Raw genomic sequence first — 19,315 nt, 5'->3', positions numbered from 1 at the left:
AGCGCTTTGAATGAAAAGGAACCAGAGCGGGCTATTTCTGTCAAGCGCCTCGTCGCGGCAATTTTAACGAATTTGCCGCACCAGATCATTTATCCATTACACCACAATGACTTACCGAAGCGCCGTCGCGACATTCGTAAACAATGTCACCATTCCGACTGAGGTACGCACCTCAGAAAATTGCCGCTGATTTCGGCTCTTGCATCAAAATTTGAAATCGCTTTGAATAACCCGCGGAGGAGGAAGCAGGAACCGCTGTTCAAGGCGGCCTGTGTGCCCTAAAGGCAAGCGGGACCGGGTATGCGCCCTTGTGGCGCACGCCCATAAGCGTTGGTCATGTCGTGCCGTGGGGCCAGTTGCAGCCATGAGACTGAAGGATCTGGCCGAGCATCTCGGCCTGTCGCAAACCACTGTCAGCCGCGCGCTCAATGGCTATCCAGAGGTCAACGAGGCGACCCGCCGGCGCGTGGCCGAAACGGCGGCACGCCTGGGCTATCGCCCCAATGCCAGTGCTTTGCGCCTCGCCACCGGCCGCTCCGGCGCGGTCGGCCTCGTGCTGCGCGGCGCCGAGGAACTGGGTCCGCACATGAGCGAATTCCTCGCCGGCATGAGCGGTCGCATGGGTACCGAGGAAATCGACATCATCGTCACCACGGTCGATTCCTATGCCGAGGAAGTGGCCGCCTATCGCCGCATCGCCGCCAGCCAGAAGGTCGATGCCATCGTGCTCCACTCCCCCACCTTGCGGGATGAACGGGCCGAAATGCTGCTCGACCTCAAGATACCCTTCGTGCTGCATGGCCGCACCAATATCGACAAACCCGTCGCCTGGCTCGATATCGACAATACCGGCGCCGTCGAGCGCGCCACCAGCCATCTGCTCGATCTCGGCCATCGCCGCATCGTGCTACTCAACGGACTCAAGGGCCGCACCTTTGCCGAACATCGCGAGATCGGCTATCTCGCCGCCCTCTCGGCGCGCGGCGTGCCTTTCGATCCGGCATTGATGGGCAATTCGGTCTTTACCGACGAAGTCGCCTTCCGCCTGGCCCAGGCCATGCTCGAAATGCGCCCCCGCCCCACTGCCTTCCTGGCCGGCTCGATGATGACCGCTTTAGGCGTCTTCCGCGCCATCCGCCAGGCCGGCCTGGAACTGGGCCGCGACGTCTCCATGATCGCCCATGACGACGTCTTCCCCTATCTCAATGCCGACAACATGTATCCGTCCATGTCCACCACCCGCTCCTCGATCCGGCAGGCCGGCATGCGCATCGGCGAACTCATCCTGCAATTGCTCGCCGGCAAGCCTCCGGCCGATATTCACGAGCTCTGGCCCGTCGAACTGGTCCTGCGCGAAAGCTCCGGGCCGCTTCTCGATACCCGCTGAACGGACAAATCGGCTATAGACCCGGCACCAGCCGGGAGGGTTCAATGAGTCTCGATATCGAGCATCTGCTCACACGCGCCGTCGCCAGCGCCACCCGCTACAGATCGGGTCTGGACGGCGCGCCCGCCCGGCCGCTGCTCGACTACCATGCCATGCGCGAACGCTTTGCCGCGCCACTGCCGGAAGCCGGCTCCGACCCTGCCGCCATCCTCGACGAATTGGCCACCCTGGCCGAACCCGGACTGATGCCCACGACCGGCCCGCGTTTCTTCGCCTGGGTCATGGGCGCCTCCCACCCCGTCGGCGTGGCGGCCGATCTGCTGGTCAGCGCCTGGGGCCAGAATGCCGGCTACCAGTCCACCTCGCCAGCCGCGGCGGCCATCGAGGAAGTGGCCGAAACCTGGCTGCTCGACATGCTCGACCTGCCCCGCGACAGCGGGATCGGCTTTACCACCGGCGCGACGGTCGCCAATGGCACCTGCCTCGCCGCCGCCCGCACCGGCACCCTGCGTGCCGCTGGCTGGGACCCCGACGAAGATGGCCTGTTCGGCGCGCCGCCGGTCCATGTCCTGATCGGCGCCGACGCCCATTCCTCGCTCTATTCGTCCCTGCAACTGATCGGCTTCGGCCGCAAGCGCGTCATCACCATCGAGACCGATGAGTTGGGCCGCATGCGTCCCGCCGCCCTCGAAGCTGCGATCTCGGGCCTCACCGGCCCCAAAATCGTCATCGCCCAGGCCGGCCAGATCAATACCGGCGCCTTCGACCCCTTCGCCGACATCGTCGCCATCGGCAAGGCGCACGATGCCTGGATCCATGTCGACGGCGCCTTCGGCCTCTGGGCCCGCGCCACCCCGTCCCATAAGGCGCTGACAACAGGCATCGAACTCTGCGACAGTTGGGTCACCGACGGCCACAAATGGCTGCAGGCCCCCTATGATTGCGGCTTCGCCATCGTTCGAGACAAGAACATCCTGCTCGGCGCCATGTCGCAATGGGCCAGCTACCTCCCCGCCATCGCACAGGGTGACCGCGTTCCCTCCAACTATGTTCCCGAACTCTCCCGCCGCGCCCGCGGCATTCCGGTCTATGCGCTGCTGCGCGCTTTCGGCCGCCAGGGCATGGCCGAGCTGATCGAGCGCCATTGTCGCCTCGCCCGGCTTTTCGCCACCCGCCTGACCGCCGAGCCGGGCATAAAGGTCATCGCCGAACCTGTTATCAACCAGCTCATCGTCAGTTTCGGCTCCGGCGACAGCGCAGCCCGCAAAGCCCAGACCGAGGCCGTCATCGCCCGTACCGTCGAGGGCGGCACCTGCTACCTCGCCGGCGCCTCCTGGCGCGGCGATTGGGTCATGCGCATCTCGGTCACCTCGGTGGAAACCACCGAAGCCGATATCGACCGCTCCGCCGACGCCATCATCGCCGCCTGGCGCCAGGTCCGCGAACAGCCCTAGCCGATATCGCGCGGGTCCACGTCCGCGCCATAATCCACCCCGCTCAGCCCGAAGCCGAACAGCCGCAGGAATTCGGCCCGGTACTTCTCCAGGTCTGCCAAATTGCCCAGCGTTTCGGTGGACAGCAGCGGCCAGCGCCGTGTCATCTCGTCCTGCACCGCCTTGGACAGCTCCCAGTCATCCACCCGCAGGCGATGCGCCTCGTCCAGCGCCACCGGCGCCTGCAGCTTGACGCGGAACAGCCGGTCGATCTGCTCGATGCAGCCCTCGCCCAGCCCCATATCGTCCATCACCTGCAGCAGCATCGTGCCATAGAGCGGCACGACGGGAATGGCCGAACTGGCCTGCGTCACCACGGCCTTGAGCGCCACGACATAGGCGCTCGCATCGCCGAATTGTGCGCGGATGGCGCCGGCCGCCCGGTCGAGATCCGCCTTGGCGCTGCCCAGTGTACCCTTGTGGTAGATCGGCCAGGTCAGCTCACTGCCGAGATAGGTGTAGTTCAGCGTCGTGAACCCGTCCGCCAGCACGCCCGCTTCCGCCAGCGCCGCGATCCACAGCTCCCAGTCCTCGCCGCCCATCACCTTGACGGTGGCCTCGGCCTCTTCCGCCATTGCCGGCTGGATTTCCACCTCGGACACTTCGCCCGTGCCGGTATTGAGCGTCTTGGACTTCACCGCCGCATTCATCGGCTTGATCGCCGAGCGATAGACTTCGCCAGTCTTGGGGTCGGTACGCACAGGCGAGGCCAGGCTATAGACCACCAGGTCCACCTGCCCCAGATGCTCGCGAATCTGCCCCACCGTCTCGGCCTTGATCGCGTCGGAAAAAGCATCCCCCTCGACCGTCACCGCAATGCGGCCGGCCGCCCGGGCGCGCTTCTCGAAGGCTCGGTTATTGTACCAGCCGGCCGAAGCGGTCTTGATCTCGGTCGGTTCCTTTTCGAACGACACACCGACCGTATCGGCCCCGGCGCCAAACGTCGTGACGATGCGCGAGGCCAGCCCGTAGCCTGTCGAACAACCCAGCACCAGCACGCGCTTGCGCCCCGATTCCACCGGCCCCTTCACCACGACATGGTCGATCTGCCGCTGCACATTGGCGGCACAGCCCGTCGGATGCGCCGTGGTGCAGATGAAGCCGCGGATTTTGGGTTCGATGATCATTCGCTTTCAGCTCCACTCAGCGTCGGTGTCCGCCCCGAAGGGTCAATTAGTCCGCCTTTTAATGCGGCGCGCCACCAAATGCGAGGGATCAAAAGCAATGCCAACAGGCACTGCGCGGAGTTTTCACCCGCGCAGTGCCGGATTTCAGCGGTCGATCCGCGCCGCGTGCTGCGGGGAATAGCGTTCCCCCTGCACATCGATACCGGCAGTCGCCGCCTCGATATTGCCCAGGTCTTCCGCTGTCAGCACGACGCCGGCCGCCGCGATATTCTCCTCGACGCGATGCAGCTTGGTCGTGCCCGGAATCGGCACGATCCACGGCTTCTGCGCCAGCAGCCACGCCAGCGCCACCTGGGCCGGCGTCACCTGCCTGGCCGCGGCAATCGCCACGATCGCATCCACCATGGCCTGGTTCGCCGCGCGCGCCTCCGGCGCGAAGCGCGGCACGGTATTGCGGAAATCGCTGGCCACGAACGTCGTCGACTGGTCGATCGCGCCGGTGAGGAACCCCTTGCCCAGCGGGCTGAACGGCACGAAGCCGATGCCCAGCTCTTCCAGCACGGGTATAATTTCGTCTTCCGGTTCACGCCACCACAGCGAATATTCGCTCTGCAACGCCGCCACCGGCTGCACCGCATGCGCCCGCCTGATATTGGCCACCCCCGCTTCCGACAGCCCGAAATGGCCGACCTTGCCTTCGGCGATCAGGTCCTTGACCGTCCCGGCCACGTCTTCCATCGGCACATTGGGGTCCACCCGGTGCTGGTAGAACAGGTCGATATGGTCGGTCCGCAGCCGCTTCAGCGAGGCCTCGGCCACCGCGCGAATATGCTCGGGCCGGCTGTTGACGCCAAAACCACTCGTCGCGCCGATATCGATGCCGAACTTGGTCGCCAGCACCACCTCGTCGCGGATCGGCACCAATGCCTCCCCGACCACTTCCTCATTCTTGAACGGGCCATAGACCTCGGCCGTATCGAAAAAGGTCACACCCCGCTCGAATGCCGCCCGGATCAGTGCCACCGCGTCCTTGTTCTCCATCGGCAGTCCATAGGACTGGCTGATCCCCATGCAGCCCAGCCCGATGGCTGAAACCTCCAGCCCGCCATTACCAAGTTTACGCTTTTCCATGCTGTGTCCTCACGCTTCGGGAATCGTCTTGCCATAGGTCTCGAGGGTGATGCTGTCGGGCTCCGGCCCGCTGCGAACCCCGGTATCGAGCGCATCGATCGCGGCCACCTGCTCGTCGGTCAGAGCGAAGTCGAACACGTCGAAATTCTCGGCGATACGCTCGGCCCTGACCGATTTCGGGATCACCGAGCGCCCCTCCTGCAGATGCCAGCGCAGCATCACCTGCGCCGCCGATTTCCCATGCGCCCGCGCGATGTCGAGCAGCACAGGATCTTCCAGCGTGCTCCTGCCATTGCCCCTGTAGAAGGTGATCCCTCCGATCGGCGACCACGCCTGGGTCAGGATACCATGCTGCGCATTCAATCGCTGCAACGCCTTCTGCTGGAAATAGGGGTGAACCTCGATCTGGTTGACAGCCGGCGTGACCGCCACCTCTGGCAGGAAGCGCTCGATATGCTCGGGCATGAAATTGCTGATCCCGATGGCCCGCACTTTGCCGTCCGCCAGCAGCGTCTCCAGCGCCCGATACGCCCCCAGCGTCCGCTCGAATGCCGATGGCAGCGGCTGGTGCAGCAGCAACAGGTCGAGCTGCTCCACGCCCAGCTTGCGCGTGCTCTTGTCGAAGGCATGCAGCGTGGCGTCATAGCCATAGTCGCTGATCCAGATTTTCGTCTCGATGAAGATCTCGCCCCGCGCAATGCCCGAGCGGCGAATGCCTTCGCCCACCTCGCGCTCATTGCCATAGCCGGCAGCGGTATCGATATGGCGATAGCCCCGCTTCAGCGCTTCCTGCACCGCCTCGGTCGTGGCCTCGGGCGGCGTCTGGAACACGCCCAGCCCCAGGGCCGGCATCTCCACCCCATTGTTGAGAGTAAGGTTCGGCACGGCCACGGGCAGTCTCCTTGTGCAATCGTGCCCTTAACCTAAAGCGCCTTCCCGCTTATGATTAGACGGCAGAATTGACATGAGCTTATGCACAGGAAGCAATAATCCATGCGCGACAACATCAGCGACCTGCTCGCCTTCATCGCCGTCGCGCGGGATCGCAGCTTCACCCGGGCCGCGGCCCGCCTGGGCGTTTCCCAATCCGCCCTCAGCCGCACCATCAGCAAGCTCGAGGAACGCCTGGACATCCGCCTCCTCGCCCGCAGCACTCGCAGCGTCGCGCCCACCGAGGCCGGCGAGCGTCTGCTGCTCTCGGTCGCCCCGCGCTTCGACGAAGTGGCGGCCGAGCTCGAAGCCCTCACCGAGCTGCGCGACAAGCCGGCCGGCACCATCCGCCTCAACGCCGCCGAACACGCCTTCCGCACCGTGCTCTGGCCCCGACTCGATGGCTTCCTGCGCGATTTCCCCGATATCAGGGTCGAAGTCAGCCTCGAAAACGCCCTCACCGACATCGTCGCCGGCCGCTTCGATGCCGGCATCCGCCTCGGCGAACTGGTCGCCCGTGACATGATCGCCGTCCGTATCGGTCCCGACTGGCGCATGGCCGTCGTCGCCTCACCGGCCTATTTCGCCACCCATCCGGCGCCCCGCATCCCGCAGGACCTGCCGGCGCATAATTGTATCAACCTGCGCCTCACCAGCTCCGGCGGCCACTATGCCTGGGAATTCGACAAGGACGGCCAGCGCCTCAATGTCCGGGTCGATGGCCAGCTCACCTTCAACAGCACCCGCCCCATCCTCACCGCCGCCCTGGCCGGCCACGGCCTGGGCTGCGTGCCCGAGGACATGGCCCGGCCCTATCTGGACAGCGGCGAACTGGTCGAAACCCTGGCCGAATTCTGCCCGCTGTTTACCGGCTACCACCTCTATTATCCCAGCCGCCGCCAGTCCTCCCCGGCCTTCACCGCCCTGCTCGACGCCCTGCGCTACCGCGCCTAGACCACCCCGGTATCCCGCAGCACGCTCTTGATATGCGCCAGCCCGCGCCGGTAGCCCGGCACGTCGAAATGCTCGAGCATCAGCGGCACCTCGCGCCCCAGCCGGGCAATCTCGGTGACATAGGCGGCGTAATCGAGATTGCCCTCCCCGGGCGGCACTTCGTCGAGATGGAACGAGATCGTCCCTGGCCCACCCTGCAGCACGATATCCTTGGCATGGCACGAGACCACCCACGGCCCGAGCAGCGCAAAGGCCTCGCGGATCATGCGCCCACTGTTGAAATAGAACCGCGGCGTGATCACCATGTTGACCGCATCGATATGGGCGCCGAATTGCGGCCGGTCGATTGCCTTGAGCAGCTTGAGATAGTTTTCCGGCGTGTCGGTCACCAGCCACGGCACCATTTCCAGCGAGAACTTGGCCCGCTTCGGCTTCACCGCGTCGATGACATAGCGCGCCGTATCCACCGCGCGCTGAAATCCCGCCTCGCTCTGATTGTCCGGATGCGGCCCGTAATCGTAATTGTCGCTCAACTGCCATGGATCGCCCGCATGGCCGACCGTGCCGTGAAAGGCCACGCAGGCCCGCGCGCCCAGTTCATCGGCCAGCGCCAGTTGATGCACGGCATAATCGAGATTGGCCTGCCGCACCGTTTCGTCATGCGCGATGAGATTCTTCCAGGCGCCACCCTCGGCGATGACCACATCGGCATCCGCCATGGCCTTGATGAGCCCGGCAATCTCCGCCCGGTTGTCGAGGCTGATATTGGGCATGTAGGCGGCATTGTAGCCGAAAGCCACATGCGCCCGCACATAGGCGTCGGGGTCACCCTGATAGTCGATGCCATAGCCGCCGAGCCGGAACGTCATTCGCAATCTCCTCACGCCCCGATTCCGGCGCCTCCATACAATTGGCCGTCTTCACCGCCATGTCGACCCGCCGGTGAAGACCATTTTTCACAGCCTCTCGGCCCCGTCGCTCCGGTAGAGATTCACCTGGTTTTCCGTGGCTCGCACCTTCAGTCCCGGCGCTTTGGCTATCTTGCGCCAGGCCTTCCATGCCGGCTCATCGCGCCAGCATTCGAGAATGTTAGAGCGTTCCGGATCGAGTGCGTCGGCGCTGATCGCCATGTCGATGCAGCCATCGGCCTGCCGTGCCCTTCCCACCATGTCCGCAAACGCCGCCACCGCCGCGTCGCGCTCGATAGCGTCCTTGTAGCGTGAGTAGCCCGCAATGATGATCATGGTCTCCTCCTATGACGTGGCCACATCAGGCAGCGGCGCCGCCTGGCCCGGTGATTTCGCATAGCCCAGTGCTTCGACGATCCTGCCGTCGCGAACCCGCATCAGGTTGACCCCGCGCACCGAGCCACCATCGCCGAAATTGAACCGCCAGCGGATCACGGCACGGTCCCCCGCCACCATCGTGTCCTCGACATCGAAATAGGCCACGGGGTCCGCGATGATCGCCGCCCAGAAGGCGAGGCACGCGTCATGGCCTTCATATCGCGTGCCATCGGGCGCCGGCTGGATCGACTCCATCACGCAATCCGGCCCGATCACCTCTTCGAGGATCGCGGGATCATGTTCGAGAAACGCCTGATTATAGCGGCGCATGATTTCAGTCGTGTCATTCACCTGCATGATCTTCTCCTCTAGGTAGACAGGTCTGTCTATATAACATACAGATCTGTCTACCAGAGTCAAGCCATGAGAAAACCAGCCTCCCCGCACCCCGATGTCACTCCCGCGAAAGCGGGAATCCCTGTTTGCAATGGAGAAAAACGAAGGTCCCCGCTTCGCCGCAATCAAGCCGCCGGTGCCGCTTCCTTGTCCAGGAAGGCCGGGACCATCACCCCGAGCACCTCGGCCTGGTATGGTGTCGTGATATGCGAGGCGCCCGGCAGGATCGCCAGTTGAGAGCGCGGCAAGCCGGCCGGCGTATCGCCAAACACGTCCCCGCCCACCGGGCGGAAGAACCGCGCCAGGTGGTCGAGCGCCGGCAGGTCCGAATCCCCAGCAATGATCAGCACCGGCTGGGTCAGCCCCTGTACCTGCTCATCGCTCAGGTCCTTGATATTCTTGTCCATCTCGGCCTTCTTCCAGAACATCGCGTCGAAATCCGGCCTGGGGTTGAGTGCCAGATATTCGCTATGCCATGGCGTGCCATACAGCATCGCAGGCTGCATTTCGCCCATGCCATCCATCAGCCCGGCCCGCACCCCGTCCAGCCGATATGTGGCCGACATCGGTATCAGCTTGCGCACGCGCTCGGGGTGCTGCACGGCGATCAGCAGCGCTATCGCCGCTCCGGTCGAATAGCCCAGCAGGTCGATCTGCTCGATGCCGAACGCATCCATTGCTGCCACCACGTCATCGGCGAGGCTTTCCAGCCGTAGCGGCCGCTCGATATCGGCCGTGCGGCCATGCGCCTGCAGATCAAAGCCGATGACTTCGCGCCCAGCGCTCAGCGCCGGCAGCAGCGGGCCGAACGAATTGTGGATCGAGGCAAACGCCCCATGCAGGAGCCCCAGCGGCACGCCGCCGCTGCCATGGCGCTCGTAATACATGCTGAGGCCATTCACCTCGACATAGCCGGTCTGCGGCGTAGTCGGGGCGGTATTGTCCTGACTGCCGGTTTCGGCCTGGGCCATGGCCGGCGCTGCAAGCGTTGCAGCGGCTGCGGCGAGCAAAGTTCTTCTGCGCATCCTGTGTCTCCCTGGCGGCGACGCGCGTCGCATTCGCTGGTCAATCATTGACCCTCGCAAACACGACGAACGAACCCCTGCCGGTTCGACATGAACTTGGATTTTTGGTGGCAGTCAGGGGGCACTCGCCACCCCGGACATGCCGAAGGCAGCCGCCTACCCCACCCGCAGCATATGATTGTCGAACAGGAAGTCGAACTTGCGCGCCTCCCGTTCGGCCCCGGCAATACCGACCATTTCGCCATTGCCACTGGTCGCCACGAACCCGGCATCGTCGGCCGCCAGCCCGCAGCCATTGCGCAACGTGTCGACCAGCACCGGCCGCTTCCCCTCAGTATCGATGGCCACCAGCAGGTCGCCCTCCGGCGATGACACTGCTACCATGCCCCCATCACCCGAGGCCGCCACCGAACCCACATAATTGCGCAGGTCGGCCAGCGTACCAGCCGGCAGTTCCACCAGCTCGATCGCGCCATCCATGGTCGCATAGCCCACCAGTTGCGGGCTGTCGCTTGGCGCGCCCTTGTACTGGCAGCCGAACCACACCCGTCCGCGCCCGTCGATCGCCATGTGCCGGATGGAGAGCTGGTGTAGCCCCGCTTCCAGCCGCAATTGCCCCACCAACCGCCCGTCGCGCCGATCCACGAACACCACCGAAGGGTCCATGGTTTCGATATTGAGCTCGGCACGCCCGAAATCGGGATGCGTCTCGATCCCGCCATTGGCGACCACGAAGGTCACGCCATCAGGCATCAGCAGCATTTCATGCGGGCCGGTGCCATAGGTGGGAAATTCCCCCACCCGCTTATAGCCATCCGTCGCGTCATAAATGCCGATGACGCCCTGCGCCGCCTCGAAATCGCTCTCGGTGGCATAGAGCAACCTGCCATCCGGCGAGAACACGCCATGCCCATAGAAATGCCGCCCCGCAACGCTGGTCAGCGTCACAGGCGCCTCGCGTCCGTCAGGGTCGAACACCAGCGCGAATGTCCCTGGCTGGCGCGCAAACACCACGCCCCGCCCGGCCTCGCGGCTGATGGTGATGTCATGCCCCCGGTCCGGCAGGTCGATGCTGGCGATCAGGTCCCCCCGCTCCCCCAGCAATACCGCGCCATAGCCGCCGCTGGCCGTCTGCACCGCGCTGGCAAACACCAGCTCGTTCCGCTCCAGCGCCAGCACCTGTCGCGGCAACAGGCTCGCCGCAAACCCTGCACCGGCCGCCTTGAGGAATGCGCGCCGCTGCCACATGGTCAATCTCCGTCCAGCGAAGAAAAGCCCACCGACAGCCCCAGGGCCGCCGACAATTGCTCCCCGACCATCGCCTGCAGCGAACCGGTCACAATCACCAGATAGTTCAGCGCATTGACCTGCTTCTCGTCCGCCAGCGCCTGCTCCATCGGCGGCGTCACCAACGCCAGGGCCCGCGCTGCATTGCGGAATTCGAAATCGATCGAAGCGCCCAGCCCGCTATGGTCGGCATCCACCGCGCCGGCAATGCCGGACTGGTCCAGCAGCCGCTGCATGCCCTCCATATTGGCGCCGATCATCTCGAAGCTCAGTTCCGAGCGCCAGAACAATGCCTCCTTCGGCCGCGCCGCCCTTTCTTCCGTCGGCAGGAACGGGTTTATCCGCGTGTCGCGCACCGCTTCCATGCCATGCGACACCAGCCCCACCAGCGCCTCCAGAGCCTCGGTTCCGGTGCGATAATCGGCATAGTCCGCCCGCGGCGCCGTCAGATGGTCGGCAATGCCTGATGGCGCGAACCAGCCATTGGCCAACTCCCTGGCAATTCCGGCGATATTGGCGGCCACCGCCCGCCCATAGGCACAGCGGAACGCCCCCTCCGGCGCCGGCAGCACCTCCGCCCCCGTGCCATAGAGCACGAATTCCAGCGCCCCGAACCCCTGCACCGCCACACTCTTGGCGCGCAAAGTGTCCAGCGCCGTGGCGCTCGCATCCTCTTCGGCCAGGATGGCCTGTACCTGCCGCAGCCCGATGCCGCGCCGGTCCGGCCAGAACAGCAGGCGGTCGGCCCTGTTATCCTCCATCAGCGGCCCGATGCGCAGGAATTCCACCCGCCCATAGGCCAGGGCCGCCTGCCGGAACTGCCCCTTGACGAGAGCCAGCGTCCCCTCCGACGGCGCCCGGCACAGCGCATTCATGGCAATGGATAGCCCGCTCGCCCGGCTGGTGAATTCCAGCACGCCCGGCCGGATCGCCTGGCTCACCGCCGCCTGCAACACCTGTCCCGGCGTGGTGGTCTGCGCCATGACCGGAGCGGCCAGCAGCAGCGTCAAAGCAACAAGCACAATCCGCATCACAGCGATTCCAGAAAGGCGACGAGATCGTCGCGCGTGGTTTGGGACATCGCCGCGAACGCGTCGCGCGCGGCCTGCGCTTCCCCGCCATGCCAAAGAATGGCCTCGACGAGATTGCGGGCCCGCCCATCATGCAGGAAAAATGTGTGCCCCGATACAGTCTCGGTCAGCCCGATGCCCCAGAGCGGCGGCGTGCGCCATTCAAAGCCATCCGCCTGCTCTTCCGGCCGGTGATCGGCCAGCCCCTCGCCCATGTCATGCAGCAGGAAATCCGCATAGGGCCAGATCAGTTGGAAGCGATGAGCCGGATTCTCCGCATTGCGGCTGGTGACGAATTTCGGCGTGTGGCAGCTCGCGCAACCCGCCCCGTAAAAGGCCGCCTTGCCCCGCAACACCGCCGGCTCATCCACATCCCGCCGCTCCGGCACACCCAGCGTCTGCGCATAGAACGTCACCAGGTCCAGCACCGGGTCCGGCGCCTCCGACACGCCCAGCCGCTCCTGCTCCCCGGTCGGCATTGCCAGGCATGCCGCCTGCCCCTCGGTGCAATCCCCAAACGGCCGATTCACCAGCGGCGTCGAAATCCCGATATCGCCGGCAAAGGCCGAAGCCGACTGGCTGCGCACGCTTGCCATCCCCGCCTTCCAGCCGAACCGCCCCAGCATTTCCGTCCCGGTTTCCGGCGCAACCACCCAGTTCGCCCGCCCCGAAATCCCGTCACCATCGGCATCGTCAGGATCGGCCAGCGCCAATATGTCCTCGGCCGGTATCTGCTCCACCAGCCCCAGCCCGATCATCGGATTGGCCACTCGCGGCGACAGCATCACATCCTCGGCCAGCGGCCCGTAACTGAGGTCAGCCACCGCATAGCTCGGCTGGCGCAGGCTCACCACCGTGCCATCATCCAGCGTCACCGGCACTTCGACATAGTCGATCACCATCCGCCCCTCGGCCATCAGCCCAGGCACGGCGAAATCCTGCAATTGCGTGCCATAGACCGGGTCACCCGCCCCGCCGGGCACCGACAGCCGCAGGAACATCGACACATTCTCCGCCTGCCCCTCGAAGGGCGGATGCCCGCGCCCATCCTTGATATGGCAGCTCTGGCAGCCCCGCGCATTGAACAGCGGCCCCAGCCCATCCGACGCCTGCGTCGAGCTCGGCGAACTCACCCAGATCTTGCGGAACAGCGCATTGCCGAGCTTGAACTGCTCTTCCTGCTCGAAGCTCAGATTATCGAGGAAATGGCTGAACGAGTCGGCATTGGCGGCAAATGTCGTCGTCCCCGCCCCCGCCGGCTTGCCCTCGAAATTCTCCGCCCGCGAAAAATCAGTCGTCGGCGCGGTCACCGCGCGCACCCGCGCCAGATCCTCCGCCGTCAGGTCACCGCGCACTGCCCCATCCTGCGCAACAGCCAGCCCGCCGGCCAGCAGCGCGACAAGGATAAGGGTGAGGCGGAGTTGCATGATCAATCCACGACGTCATTCCGGCGAAAACAGAAATCCATTCTTGCGGAGGATACCCCCTCCCAACCTCCCCCTGACAGGGGGAGGAGCCGCGCAGTGCTCGTGGCAATATAGTGCCACAAGCTCGATCTGTTCCTCCCCCTATCAGGGGGAGGCCAGGAGGGGGTATCCCCCTAAAACCCTACTGGAACACCGCATCCGGATTGCTGAGCGAGTCACTGTCCTCGATCGTCACATTATCCAGCTCCAGCAGCGCCACGGCCCGTTCGATGCCCCGCGTCTGCGCGATCAGCCCGTCGATCGCCGCCTGTACCACGGCATTGCCTTCTTCATTGCCCTCGCCGATCTGCTGGTCATAAGCCTCGCCGGCCTCGGCCCGCTCCGCCATCACATGCATCTTGGCGATCGTGTCGTCCAGCAGCCCCTTGATCTCGGTATCGAGATCAACATCCTTGGCCGCGATCACGTCGGACAGCGACGGTCCCTCGACCACCGAACCATCCACCCGCACATATTTGCCGAGATAGACATTCTGCACGCCCACGGCATCGTTGAGGTGCGACACATGCGTATTGTCGGAGAAGCAGTCATGCTCCTCCTCCGGATCGTGCAGCAACAGGCCCAGCTTCATCCGCTCGCCCGCCACTTCACCAAAGCTCAGCGAACCCATACCGGTGAGAATGGCCGAAATCCCCAGCGTCGGCAGCGCTGCCCGCGCCGCGCCGTCAGCCGTCCAGTTGCCCACCATCTCTTCGAGATCGCTCACCAGCAGCGATGACGCTGCCTTCAGATAGGCCGCCCGGCGATCGGCATGCTCGGCCGTCGAATAATCGGTAAATTCGCGCGCCCCGGCGCCCGGCCCGGTCCCGTTCAGATCCTGTCCCCAGAGCAGGAATTCCACGGCGTGGTAGCCCGTCGCCACATTGGACTCGACCCCCGCCGCTTCCTGCAGGCTGTCCTGCAGCAGCGCAGGGGTGATCTCCGTCGCATCCAGCTCCACCCCGTCGATGACGATCTTCGGATTGGCGATGACATTGGCCACGTAGAGCGCATTGCTGTCGCTCTCGCTGCCATAGCTGGCATCGACATAGTCGATCAGCCCTTCATCCAGCGGCCAGGCATTCACCCGCCCTTCCCATTCGTCGACGATCGGGTTGCCGAAGCGGAAAGCCTCGGTCTGCTGATAGGGAATGCGCGCCGCCTTCCAGGCATCCTTGGCCGCCTGCAACGTCGTTTCGCTCGGATCGGCGATCAGTGCATCCACCGCCGCATCCAGCAGTTTCGCCGTCGCCAGCGCATCCTCATAGCCGGCCAGCGCGATATCGGCATAAGTCGCCAGCACATCGGCCTCAGCGGGCGCCTGCGCATAGGCGGCGACCGGCGCCACCGACAGGGTGAGAGCAATGACGAAATTGCGCAATGTGCGCCTGCCGAGCGAGATCATGGCCGACCCTCCAGGATGATTTTTCAAAACCGGACTACGCCTCTCAAGTTAGAAAATCAAATGGAATTCAATAGTTTGGAAAGGGTCTAAAGTACTTCTCGTCGAATGGCACGAAGGGGCCTCAAGAGTGGAGCCACCCCTCGCCCCTTGTGGGAGAGGGTGCAATTTCCTCGTTCAGAGGAAATTGCGGGTGAGGGGTCCTGCGCTATCCCCTGCTTCAAAGCGAGTGGATGCATCGGCGCCCCCTCATCCGCCCTTCGGGCACCTTCTCCCACAAGGGGAGAAGGGGGGCTCCGTGCCTGTGGCACTCTTTTCACCCGTTCCACCGGACTCACCCTGCTCCTTGTGGGAGGGTGAGCAGACTGAGACATCCTCCAATTTTTGACCATCTGGACTAAACTGTCACAAAGGGGCACTGTCATATCCGCAACTGGGAGGATGCGGCTTGGGCGGAGGATGGCGCGCAAACGGTTGAACAGCGGGCATTCCCGGCCGTCATGCGCCGGCCGGCCCGCCGTCATCGCGCTGTCACACCACCACACTACTTGCCTCCTAAGTTCGCCGGATCGCCCCCAGACGGGCGCTCACGAACGACTTTTCAGGGAGACTGAACATGTCCATCAAGAAGACCCTCGGCGCATCCGTCTCGATGCTTGCCGTGCTCGCCGTTTCTGCACCCGTCTTCGCCCAGGCCGATCTCGACGCGCTTTATGAAGCCGCCAAGGCCGAAGGCCAGCTCACCACCATCGCCCTGCCCCACTCCTGGTGCAATTACGGTGGCGTGATCGAGAGCTTCAAGGCCAAGTATCCGGGCATCACCGTCAATGAACTGAACCCCGATGCCGGCTCCGCCGACGAGCTCGAAGCCGTCCGCGCCAATATCGGCAATACCGGCCCGCAGGCCCCCGACGTGCTCGATATTGGCCTCGCCTTCGGCCCGCAGGCCAAGGATGAAGGCCTGCTGCAGGCCTACAAGGTCTCCACCTGGGACGAAATCCCCGACGACGCCAAGGATGCCGACGGCTTCTGGTATGGCGACTATTACGGCGTGCTCGCCTTCGGCATCAACAAGGACATCATCACGGGCGACAACCCGGCCTCCTGGGCCGATCTGAACAAGGACGAATTCGCCAATTCGGTGGCCCTGGCCGGTGATCCGCGCACCGCCAACAATGCCATCATGTCGGTCTTCGCCGCCGGCCTCTCCACCGGCGCCGCGCAGGATGCCGCCGCCCAGGCGGGCCTCGAATATTTCAAGGCCCTCAACGACAAGGGCAATTTCGTCCCCGTCGACGCCGAAGCCGCCGCCATTGCCCAGGGCACCACGCCCATCGCCATCAACTGGGACTACAACCTGCTGGCCGCCCGCGACAACCTCAACGGCAACCCGCCGATCGACGTCGTCGTGCCGTCCGATGGCGTCGTGGCCGGCGTCTATGTCCAGGCCATCTCGGCCCATGCGCCACACCCCAACGCTGCCAAGCTGTGGATGGAATATCTCTATTCCGACGAAGGCCAGCTCGGCTGGCTCGCCGGCTATTGCCACCCCATCCGCTTCAGCGCCATGGCCGATGCCGGCGTGCTGCCCGATGACCTGATGGCCAAGCTCCCCGCCGCCGAGAACTACGCCAAGGCCGTGTTCCCGAGCATCGAAGAGCAGAACGCCAACAAGACCACCATCACCACCGGCTGGGACACCACGGTCGGCGCCAGCGTGCAGTAAGGGCATAGCCCACCCACCGGAGCCCACTCTCCCCCTTGTGGGGAGGGAAGCGAGATAGGACTTAGCGTTTGCTAAGTCCGTTAAATCGAGCAGGGTGGGGGTATGGTTCCGCACGCTCCATGTGCGCGGCTATACCCCTCTCCTAACCTCCCCCTGACAGGGGGAGGAACCGCGCAGTTGCTCTGGGCAAGCGAGTGCCCAACACGCGATCTGTTCCTCCCCCTGTCAGGGGGAGGCTAGGAGGGGGTATCCCACGTCACCATGACCGACACTGCATCACCCCGCCGCATCCCCTGGGACGCCCTTGCCGTCGCCCCCTTCATCATCTTCGCGGTGATGTTCCTCTTCCTGCCCACGCTCGGCATTATCGGCGCCGCCTTTACCGACCGCGCGGGCAATTTCACCTTCGACAACATCTTCGGCCTCTTCACCGACCAGATTCTCGCCGCCTACTGGATTTCCATCCGCATTTCCGGTGCTTCGGCCTTCTTCGGCGCACTGATCGGCCTCGCCATCGTGCTCGCCATCATCAGGGGCCGCCTGCCCGCGCCCCTGCGCTCCGCCGTCATGACCTTTTCCGGCGTCGCCAGTAATTTCGCCGGCGTGCCGCTGGCCTTCGCCTTCATCGCCACGCTCGGACGCCTGGGTCTCGTCACCATCATCCTGCGCACCGTCTTCGGCCTCGACATCTACCGCTCGGGCTTCAACCTGCTGAGTTTCTGGGGCCTCACCCTTACCTATCTGTATTTCCAGATTCCGCTGATGATGCTGACCATCGCCCCGGCAGTGGACGGCCTCAAGAAGGAGTGGAACGAAGCCGCTCAGATGCTCGGCGCCAGCCAGTGGCAATTCTGGCGCTATGTCGGCTTCCCCATCCTCTGGCCATCAGTCCTCGGCACGCTCAGCCTGCTTTTCGCCAATGCCTTCGGCGCCATCGCCACCGCCTGGGCCCTCACGGGCTCCAACCTCAACATCGTGACGGTCCTGCTCTACAACCAGATCCGTGGCGATGCCCTGCAGAATCCTGGCCTCGGCGCCGCCCTGGCCCTGGGCATGATCGTCATCACCTCGCTGGCCAATGTCATCTATCTGGTCGTCGCCGCCCGCGCCGAGAGGTGGATGAAATGAAGACCAACCGCTTCTGGGCCTGGCTCACCTTCATCCTCGGCGCCGCCTATTTCATCGTGCCGCTGCTCGCCACTTTCGAATTCTCCCTGCGCATGCGCCGCGGCGAATACAGCTTCGATGCCTATGCCTCGGTCTTTGCTGATCCCTATTTCGCGTCCAGCTTCGGCTATTCCGTCATCATCGGCCTGTTCACCATCGTCGTCGGCGTGCTCGTGGTCGTTCCGGCGGTCTATTTCGTCCGCCTGCGCATGCCCTGGCTGCGCCCCTTCATGGAATTCATCACACTGCTGCCGCTGGTCATCCCGGCGCTGGTGCTGGTCTATGGCTATATCCGCCTCTACAATTCCTCTTCGATCATCCCCTTCACCGGCAGCGCGCTCGGCACCGACATTCTCCTCACCGGCGCCTACGTGACCCTGGCCCTCCCCTACATGTATCGCGCCGTCGACAACGGCATGCGCACCATCGATATCGCCACCCTCACCGAGGCCGCCCAGATCATGGGGGCCAATCAGGCCCAGATCATCTCCCGCATCATCCTGCCCAACATCCTCGTCGCCATTCTCTCCGGCGCCTTTTTGACCTTCGCCATCGTCATCGGCGAGTTCACCATAGCCAGCCTGCTCAACCGCCCGGCCTTCGGCCCCTATCTCGTCGGCATCGGCACCAACCGCGCCTATGAGCCGGCGGCGCTCGCCATCATCTCCTTCATCATCACCTGGGGCGCCATGGGCATGATCAACGTGCTCAGCCGCTTCGCCCCCCGCACCTCCGCCAGAACTGACTGAGGCCGATTGACCATGGCATTCCTCGACGTCCAGAACCTCACCAAGACCTTCGGCCAGACCACCGTGGTCAAGGGTGTGAGCTTTTCCTTCGACAAGGGCGAGTTCATTTCCCTGCTCGGCCCCTCCGGCTGCGGCAAGACCACCATCCTCCGCATGATCGCCGGCTTCGAAAAACCCACATCCGGCAGCATCGAGGTCGATGGCCAGGACATCACCCATCTCAAGCCCAACCAGCGCCAGCTCGGCATGGTGTTCCAGGCCTATGCCCTGTTCCCCAATCTCAATGTCGGCGACAATATCGCCTTCGGCCTCAAGATTGCGGGCATGCCGACCGAGGAGCGCCGCGCTCGGACCGACGAGATGCTCAAGCTCATCGGCCTACCCGGCTTCGAGAAGCGCTACCCCTATGAACTGAGTGGCGGCCAGCAGCAGCGCGTCGCCCTGGCCCGTGCCATCGCCCCCCGCCCCCGCATGCTGCTGCTCGATGAACCCCTCTCCGCCCTCGACGCCAAGATTCGCGTCTCCCTCCGCGAGGAAATCCGCGCCATCCAGCTCGACCTCGGCATCACCACCGTCTTCGTCACCCACGATCAGGAAGAGGCCCTCTCCATCTCCGATCGCATCGTGGTGATGAATGCCGGCAATATCGAACAGCTCGGCGCGCCGCATGAAATCTACAACCAGCCCGCCACCCGTTTCGTCGCCACCTTCGTCGGCCA

Annotated in this window: 18 protein-coding genes; 7 read left to right on the top strand and 11 right to left on the bottom strand. The window is 64.3% G+C overall.

Translation table 11 applies throughout. The annotated features are described in order from the left end of the window. Positions 1-364: 364 nt before the first annotated feature. Positions 365-1,387, top strand: coding sequence for a substrate-binding domain-containing protein (locus NVV79_RS13580; RefSeq protein WP_303990521.1), 1,023 nt, complete (start codon positions 365-367; stop codon positions 1,385-1,387). A gap of 44 nt (positions 1,388-1,431) precedes the next feature. After that, complete coding sequence (locus NVV79_RS13575) at positions 1,432-2,841, top strand: aminotransferase class V-fold PLP-dependent enzyme (RefSeq protein ID WP_303990518.1); 1,410 nt, start codon at positions 1,432-1,434, stop codon at positions 2,839-2,841. Here NVV79_RS13575 and fabV read toward each other — a convergent pair. From fabV to NVV79_RS13560, 3 genes are all read right to left on the bottom strand, one after another. Further along, positions 2,838-4,007, bottom strand: coding sequence for an enoyl-ACP reductase FabV (fabV, locus tag NVV79_RS13570; RefSeq protein ID WP_303990515.1), 1,170 nt, complete (start codon positions 4,005-4,007; stop codon positions 2,838-2,840). The genes NVV79_RS13575 and fabV overlap by 4 nt on opposite strands. A gap of 144 nt (positions 4,008-4,151) precedes the next feature. Beyond that, positions 4,152-5,138 (bottom strand): aldo/keto reductase, encoded by a 987-nt coding sequence (locus tag NVV79_RS13565; RefSeq protein WP_303990512.1) that lies wholly within the window; start codon positions 5,136-5,138, stop codon positions 4,152-4,154. 9 nt (positions 5,139-5,147) lie between these two features. Then, the gene (locus NVV79_RS13560; RefSeq protein WP_303990509.1) at positions 5,148-6,029 is read right to left on the bottom strand and encodes an aldo/keto reductase; all 882 of its coding nucleotides are present in this window, start codon (positions 6,027-6,029) and stop codon (positions 5,148-5,150) included. Between the two features lie 102 nt (positions 6,030-6,131). Here NVV79_RS13560 and NVV79_RS13555 point away from each other — a divergent pair, with 102 nt between their 5' ends. Then, positions 6,132-7,022: a LysR family transcriptional regulator gene (locus NVV79_RS13555; RefSeq protein ID WP_303990506.1), complete on the top strand. Its 891-nt coding sequence runs from the start codon at positions 6,132-6,134 to the stop codon at positions 7,020-7,022. On the opposite strand, the gene NVV79_RS13550 is transcribed toward NVV79_RS13555, so the two are convergent. From NVV79_RS13550 to NVV79_RS13515, 8 genes are all read right to left on the bottom strand, one after another. Continuing rightward, entirely contained in the window at positions 7,019-7,891 is an 873-nt protein-coding gene (locus NVV79_RS13550; protein WP_303990503.1) for a sugar phosphate isomerase/epimerase, read from the bottom strand. The two genes, NVV79_RS13555 and NVV79_RS13550, sit on opposite strands and share 4 nt — an antisense overlap. An 87-nt stretch (positions 7,892-7,978) precedes the next feature. Then, complete coding sequence (locus NVV79_RS13545; RefSeq protein ID WP_303990501.1) at positions 7,979-8,266, bottom strand: putative quinol monooxygenase; 288 nt, start codon at positions 8,264-8,266, stop codon at positions 7,979-7,981. Positions 8,267-8,275: 9 nt separating this feature from the next. After that, the gene (locus tag NVV79_RS13540; RefSeq protein WP_303990498.1) at positions 8,276-8,665 is read right to left on the bottom strand and encodes a nuclear transport factor 2 family protein; all 390 of its coding nucleotides are present in this window, start codon (positions 8,663-8,665) and stop codon (positions 8,276-8,278) included. 164 nt (positions 8,666-8,829) lie between these two features. Further along, positions 8,830-9,729: an alpha/beta fold hydrolase gene (locus tag NVV79_RS13535; RefSeq protein WP_303990495.1), complete on the bottom strand. Its 900-nt coding sequence runs from the start codon at positions 9,727-9,729 to the stop codon at positions 8,830-8,832. A gap of 156 nt (positions 9,730-9,885) precedes the next feature. Continuing rightward, positions 9,886-10,977, bottom strand: coding sequence for a DUF1513 domain-containing protein (locus NVV79_RS13530; protein ID WP_303990492.1), 1,092 nt, complete (start codon positions 10,975-10,977; stop codon positions 9,886-9,888). A gap of 2 nt (positions 10,978-10,979) precedes the next feature. Beyond that, positions 10,980-12,047, bottom strand: coding sequence for an imelysin family protein (locus NVV79_RS13525; protein WP_303990490.1), 1,068 nt, complete (start codon positions 12,045-12,047; stop codon positions 10,980-10,982). Next, on the bottom strand, positions 12,047-13,513 hold the full coding sequence (locus NVV79_RS13520) for a di-heme oxidoredictase family protein (RefSeq protein ID WP_303990487.1): 1,467 nt from the start codon (positions 13,511-13,513) through the stop codon (positions 12,047-12,049). Before NVV79_RS13520 ends, NVV79_RS13525 begins: the two co-directional genes overlap by 1 nt. 181 nt (positions 13,514-13,694) lie before the next feature. Next, positions 13,695-14,957, bottom strand: coding sequence for an imelysin family protein (locus NVV79_RS13515; protein ID WP_303990484.1), 1,263 nt, complete (start codon positions 14,955-14,957; stop codon positions 13,695-13,697). Between the two features lie 613 nt (positions 14,958-15,570). On the opposite strand from NVV79_RS13515, the gene NVV79_RS13510 reads away from it, so the two are divergent. The 4 genes from NVV79_RS13510 to NVV79_RS13495 form a co-directional block, all read left to right on the top strand. Further along, complete coding sequence (locus NVV79_RS13510) at positions 15,571-16,680, top strand: ABC transporter substrate-binding protein (RefSeq protein WP_303990481.1); 1,110 nt, start codon at positions 15,571-15,573, stop codon at positions 16,678-16,680. A gap of 261 nt (positions 16,681-16,941) precedes the next feature. Then, positions 16,942-17,808 carry an ABC transporter permease subunit gene (locus NVV79_RS13505; RefSeq protein WP_303990479.1) on the top strand — a complete coding sequence of 289 codons (867 nt, stop codon included), beginning with the start codon at positions 16,942-16,944 and terminating at the stop codon, positions 17,806-17,808. After that, positions 17,805-18,596, top strand: a complete 792-nt coding sequence (locus NVV79_RS13500) for an ABC transporter permease (protein ID WP_303990477.1) — start codon at positions 17,805-17,807, stop codon at positions 18,594-18,596. Before NVV79_RS13505 ends, NVV79_RS13500 begins: the two co-directional genes overlap by 4 nt. Positions 18,597-18,608: 12 nt before the next feature. Further along, the coding region (locus NVV79_RS13495) for an ABC transporter ATP-binding protein (RefSeq protein WP_303990718.1) at positions 18,609-19,315 on the top strand (707 nt) is incomplete at its 3' end.

It is taken from the genome of Devosia ginsengisoli (assembly GCF_024707105.1).
Taxonomy (GTDB): Bacteria; Pseudomonadota; Alphaproteobacteria; order Rhizobiales; family Devosiaceae; genus Devosia; species Devosia ginsengisoli_A.
The sequence above is the reverse complement of the archived record's forward strand: the minus strand, read 5'-3'. Positions and strand labels throughout refer to the sequence as shown.

Excerpts from the sequence above, each read along its gene's own strand:
- NVV79_RS13515 (WP_303990484.1), bottom strand. The coding sequence starts at position 14,957 with ATGATCTCGCTCGGCAGGCGCACATTGCGCAATTTCGTCATTGCTCTC.
- NVV79_RS13550 (WP_303990503.1), bottom strand. The coding sequence starts at position 7,891 with ATGACGTTCCGGCTCGGCGGCTATGGCATCGACTATCAGGGTGACCCC.
- NVV79_RS13580 (WP_303990521.1), top strand. The coding sequence starts at position 365 with ATGAGACTGAAGGATCTGGCCGAGCATCTCGGCCTGTCGCAAACCACT.
- NVV79_RS13540 (WP_303990498.1), bottom strand. The coding sequence starts at position 8,665 with ATGCAGGTGAATGACACGACTGAAATCATGCGCCGCTATAATCAGGCG.
- NVV79_RS13500 (WP_303990477.1), top strand. The coding sequence starts at position 17,805 with ATGAAGACCAACCGCTTCTGGGCCTGGCTCACCTTCATCCTCGGCGCC.
- NVV79_RS13535 (WP_303990495.1), bottom strand. The coding sequence starts at position 9,729 with ATGCGCAGAAGAACTTTGCTCGCCGCAGCCGCTGCAACGCTTGCAGCG.
- NVV79_RS13555 (WP_303990506.1), top strand. The coding sequence starts at position 6,132 with ATGCGCGACAACATCAGCGACCTGCTCGCCTTCATCGCCGTCGCGCGG.
- NVV79_RS13505 (WP_303990479.1), top strand. The coding sequence starts at position 16,942 with ATGACCGACACTGCATCACCCCGCCGCATCCCCTGGGACGCCCTTGCC.
- NVV79_RS13565 (WP_303990512.1), bottom strand. The coding sequence starts at position 5,138 with ATGGAAAAGCGTAAACTTGGTAATGGCGGGCTGGAGGTTTCAGCCATC.
- NVV79_RS13545 (WP_303990501.1), bottom strand. The coding sequence starts at position 8,266 with ATGATCATCATTGCGGGCTACTCACGCTACAAGGACGCTATCGAGCGC.
- NVV79_RS13510 (WP_303990481.1), top strand. The coding sequence starts at position 15,571 with ATGTCCATCAAGAAGACCCTCGGCGCATCCGTCTCGATGCTTGCCGTG.
- NVV79_RS13525 (WP_303990490.1), bottom strand. The coding sequence starts at position 12,047 with ATGCGGATTGTGCTTGTTGCTTTGACGCTGCTGCTGGCCGCTCCGGTC.
- NVV79_RS13530 (WP_303990492.1), bottom strand. The coding sequence starts at position 10,977 with ATGTGGCAGCGGCGCGCATTCCTCAAGGCGGCCGGTGCAGGGTTTGCG.
- fabV (WP_303990515.1), bottom strand. The coding sequence starts at position 4,007 with ATGATCATCGAACCCAAAATCCGCGGCTTCATCTGCACCACGGCGCAT.
- NVV79_RS13575 (WP_303990518.1), top strand. The coding sequence starts at position 1,432 with ATGAGTCTCGATATCGAGCATCTGCTCACACGCGCCGTCGCCAGCGCC.
- NVV79_RS13520 (WP_303990487.1), bottom strand. The coding sequence starts at position 13,513 with ATGCAACTCCGCCTCACCCTTATCCTTGTCGCGCTGCTGGCCGGCGGG.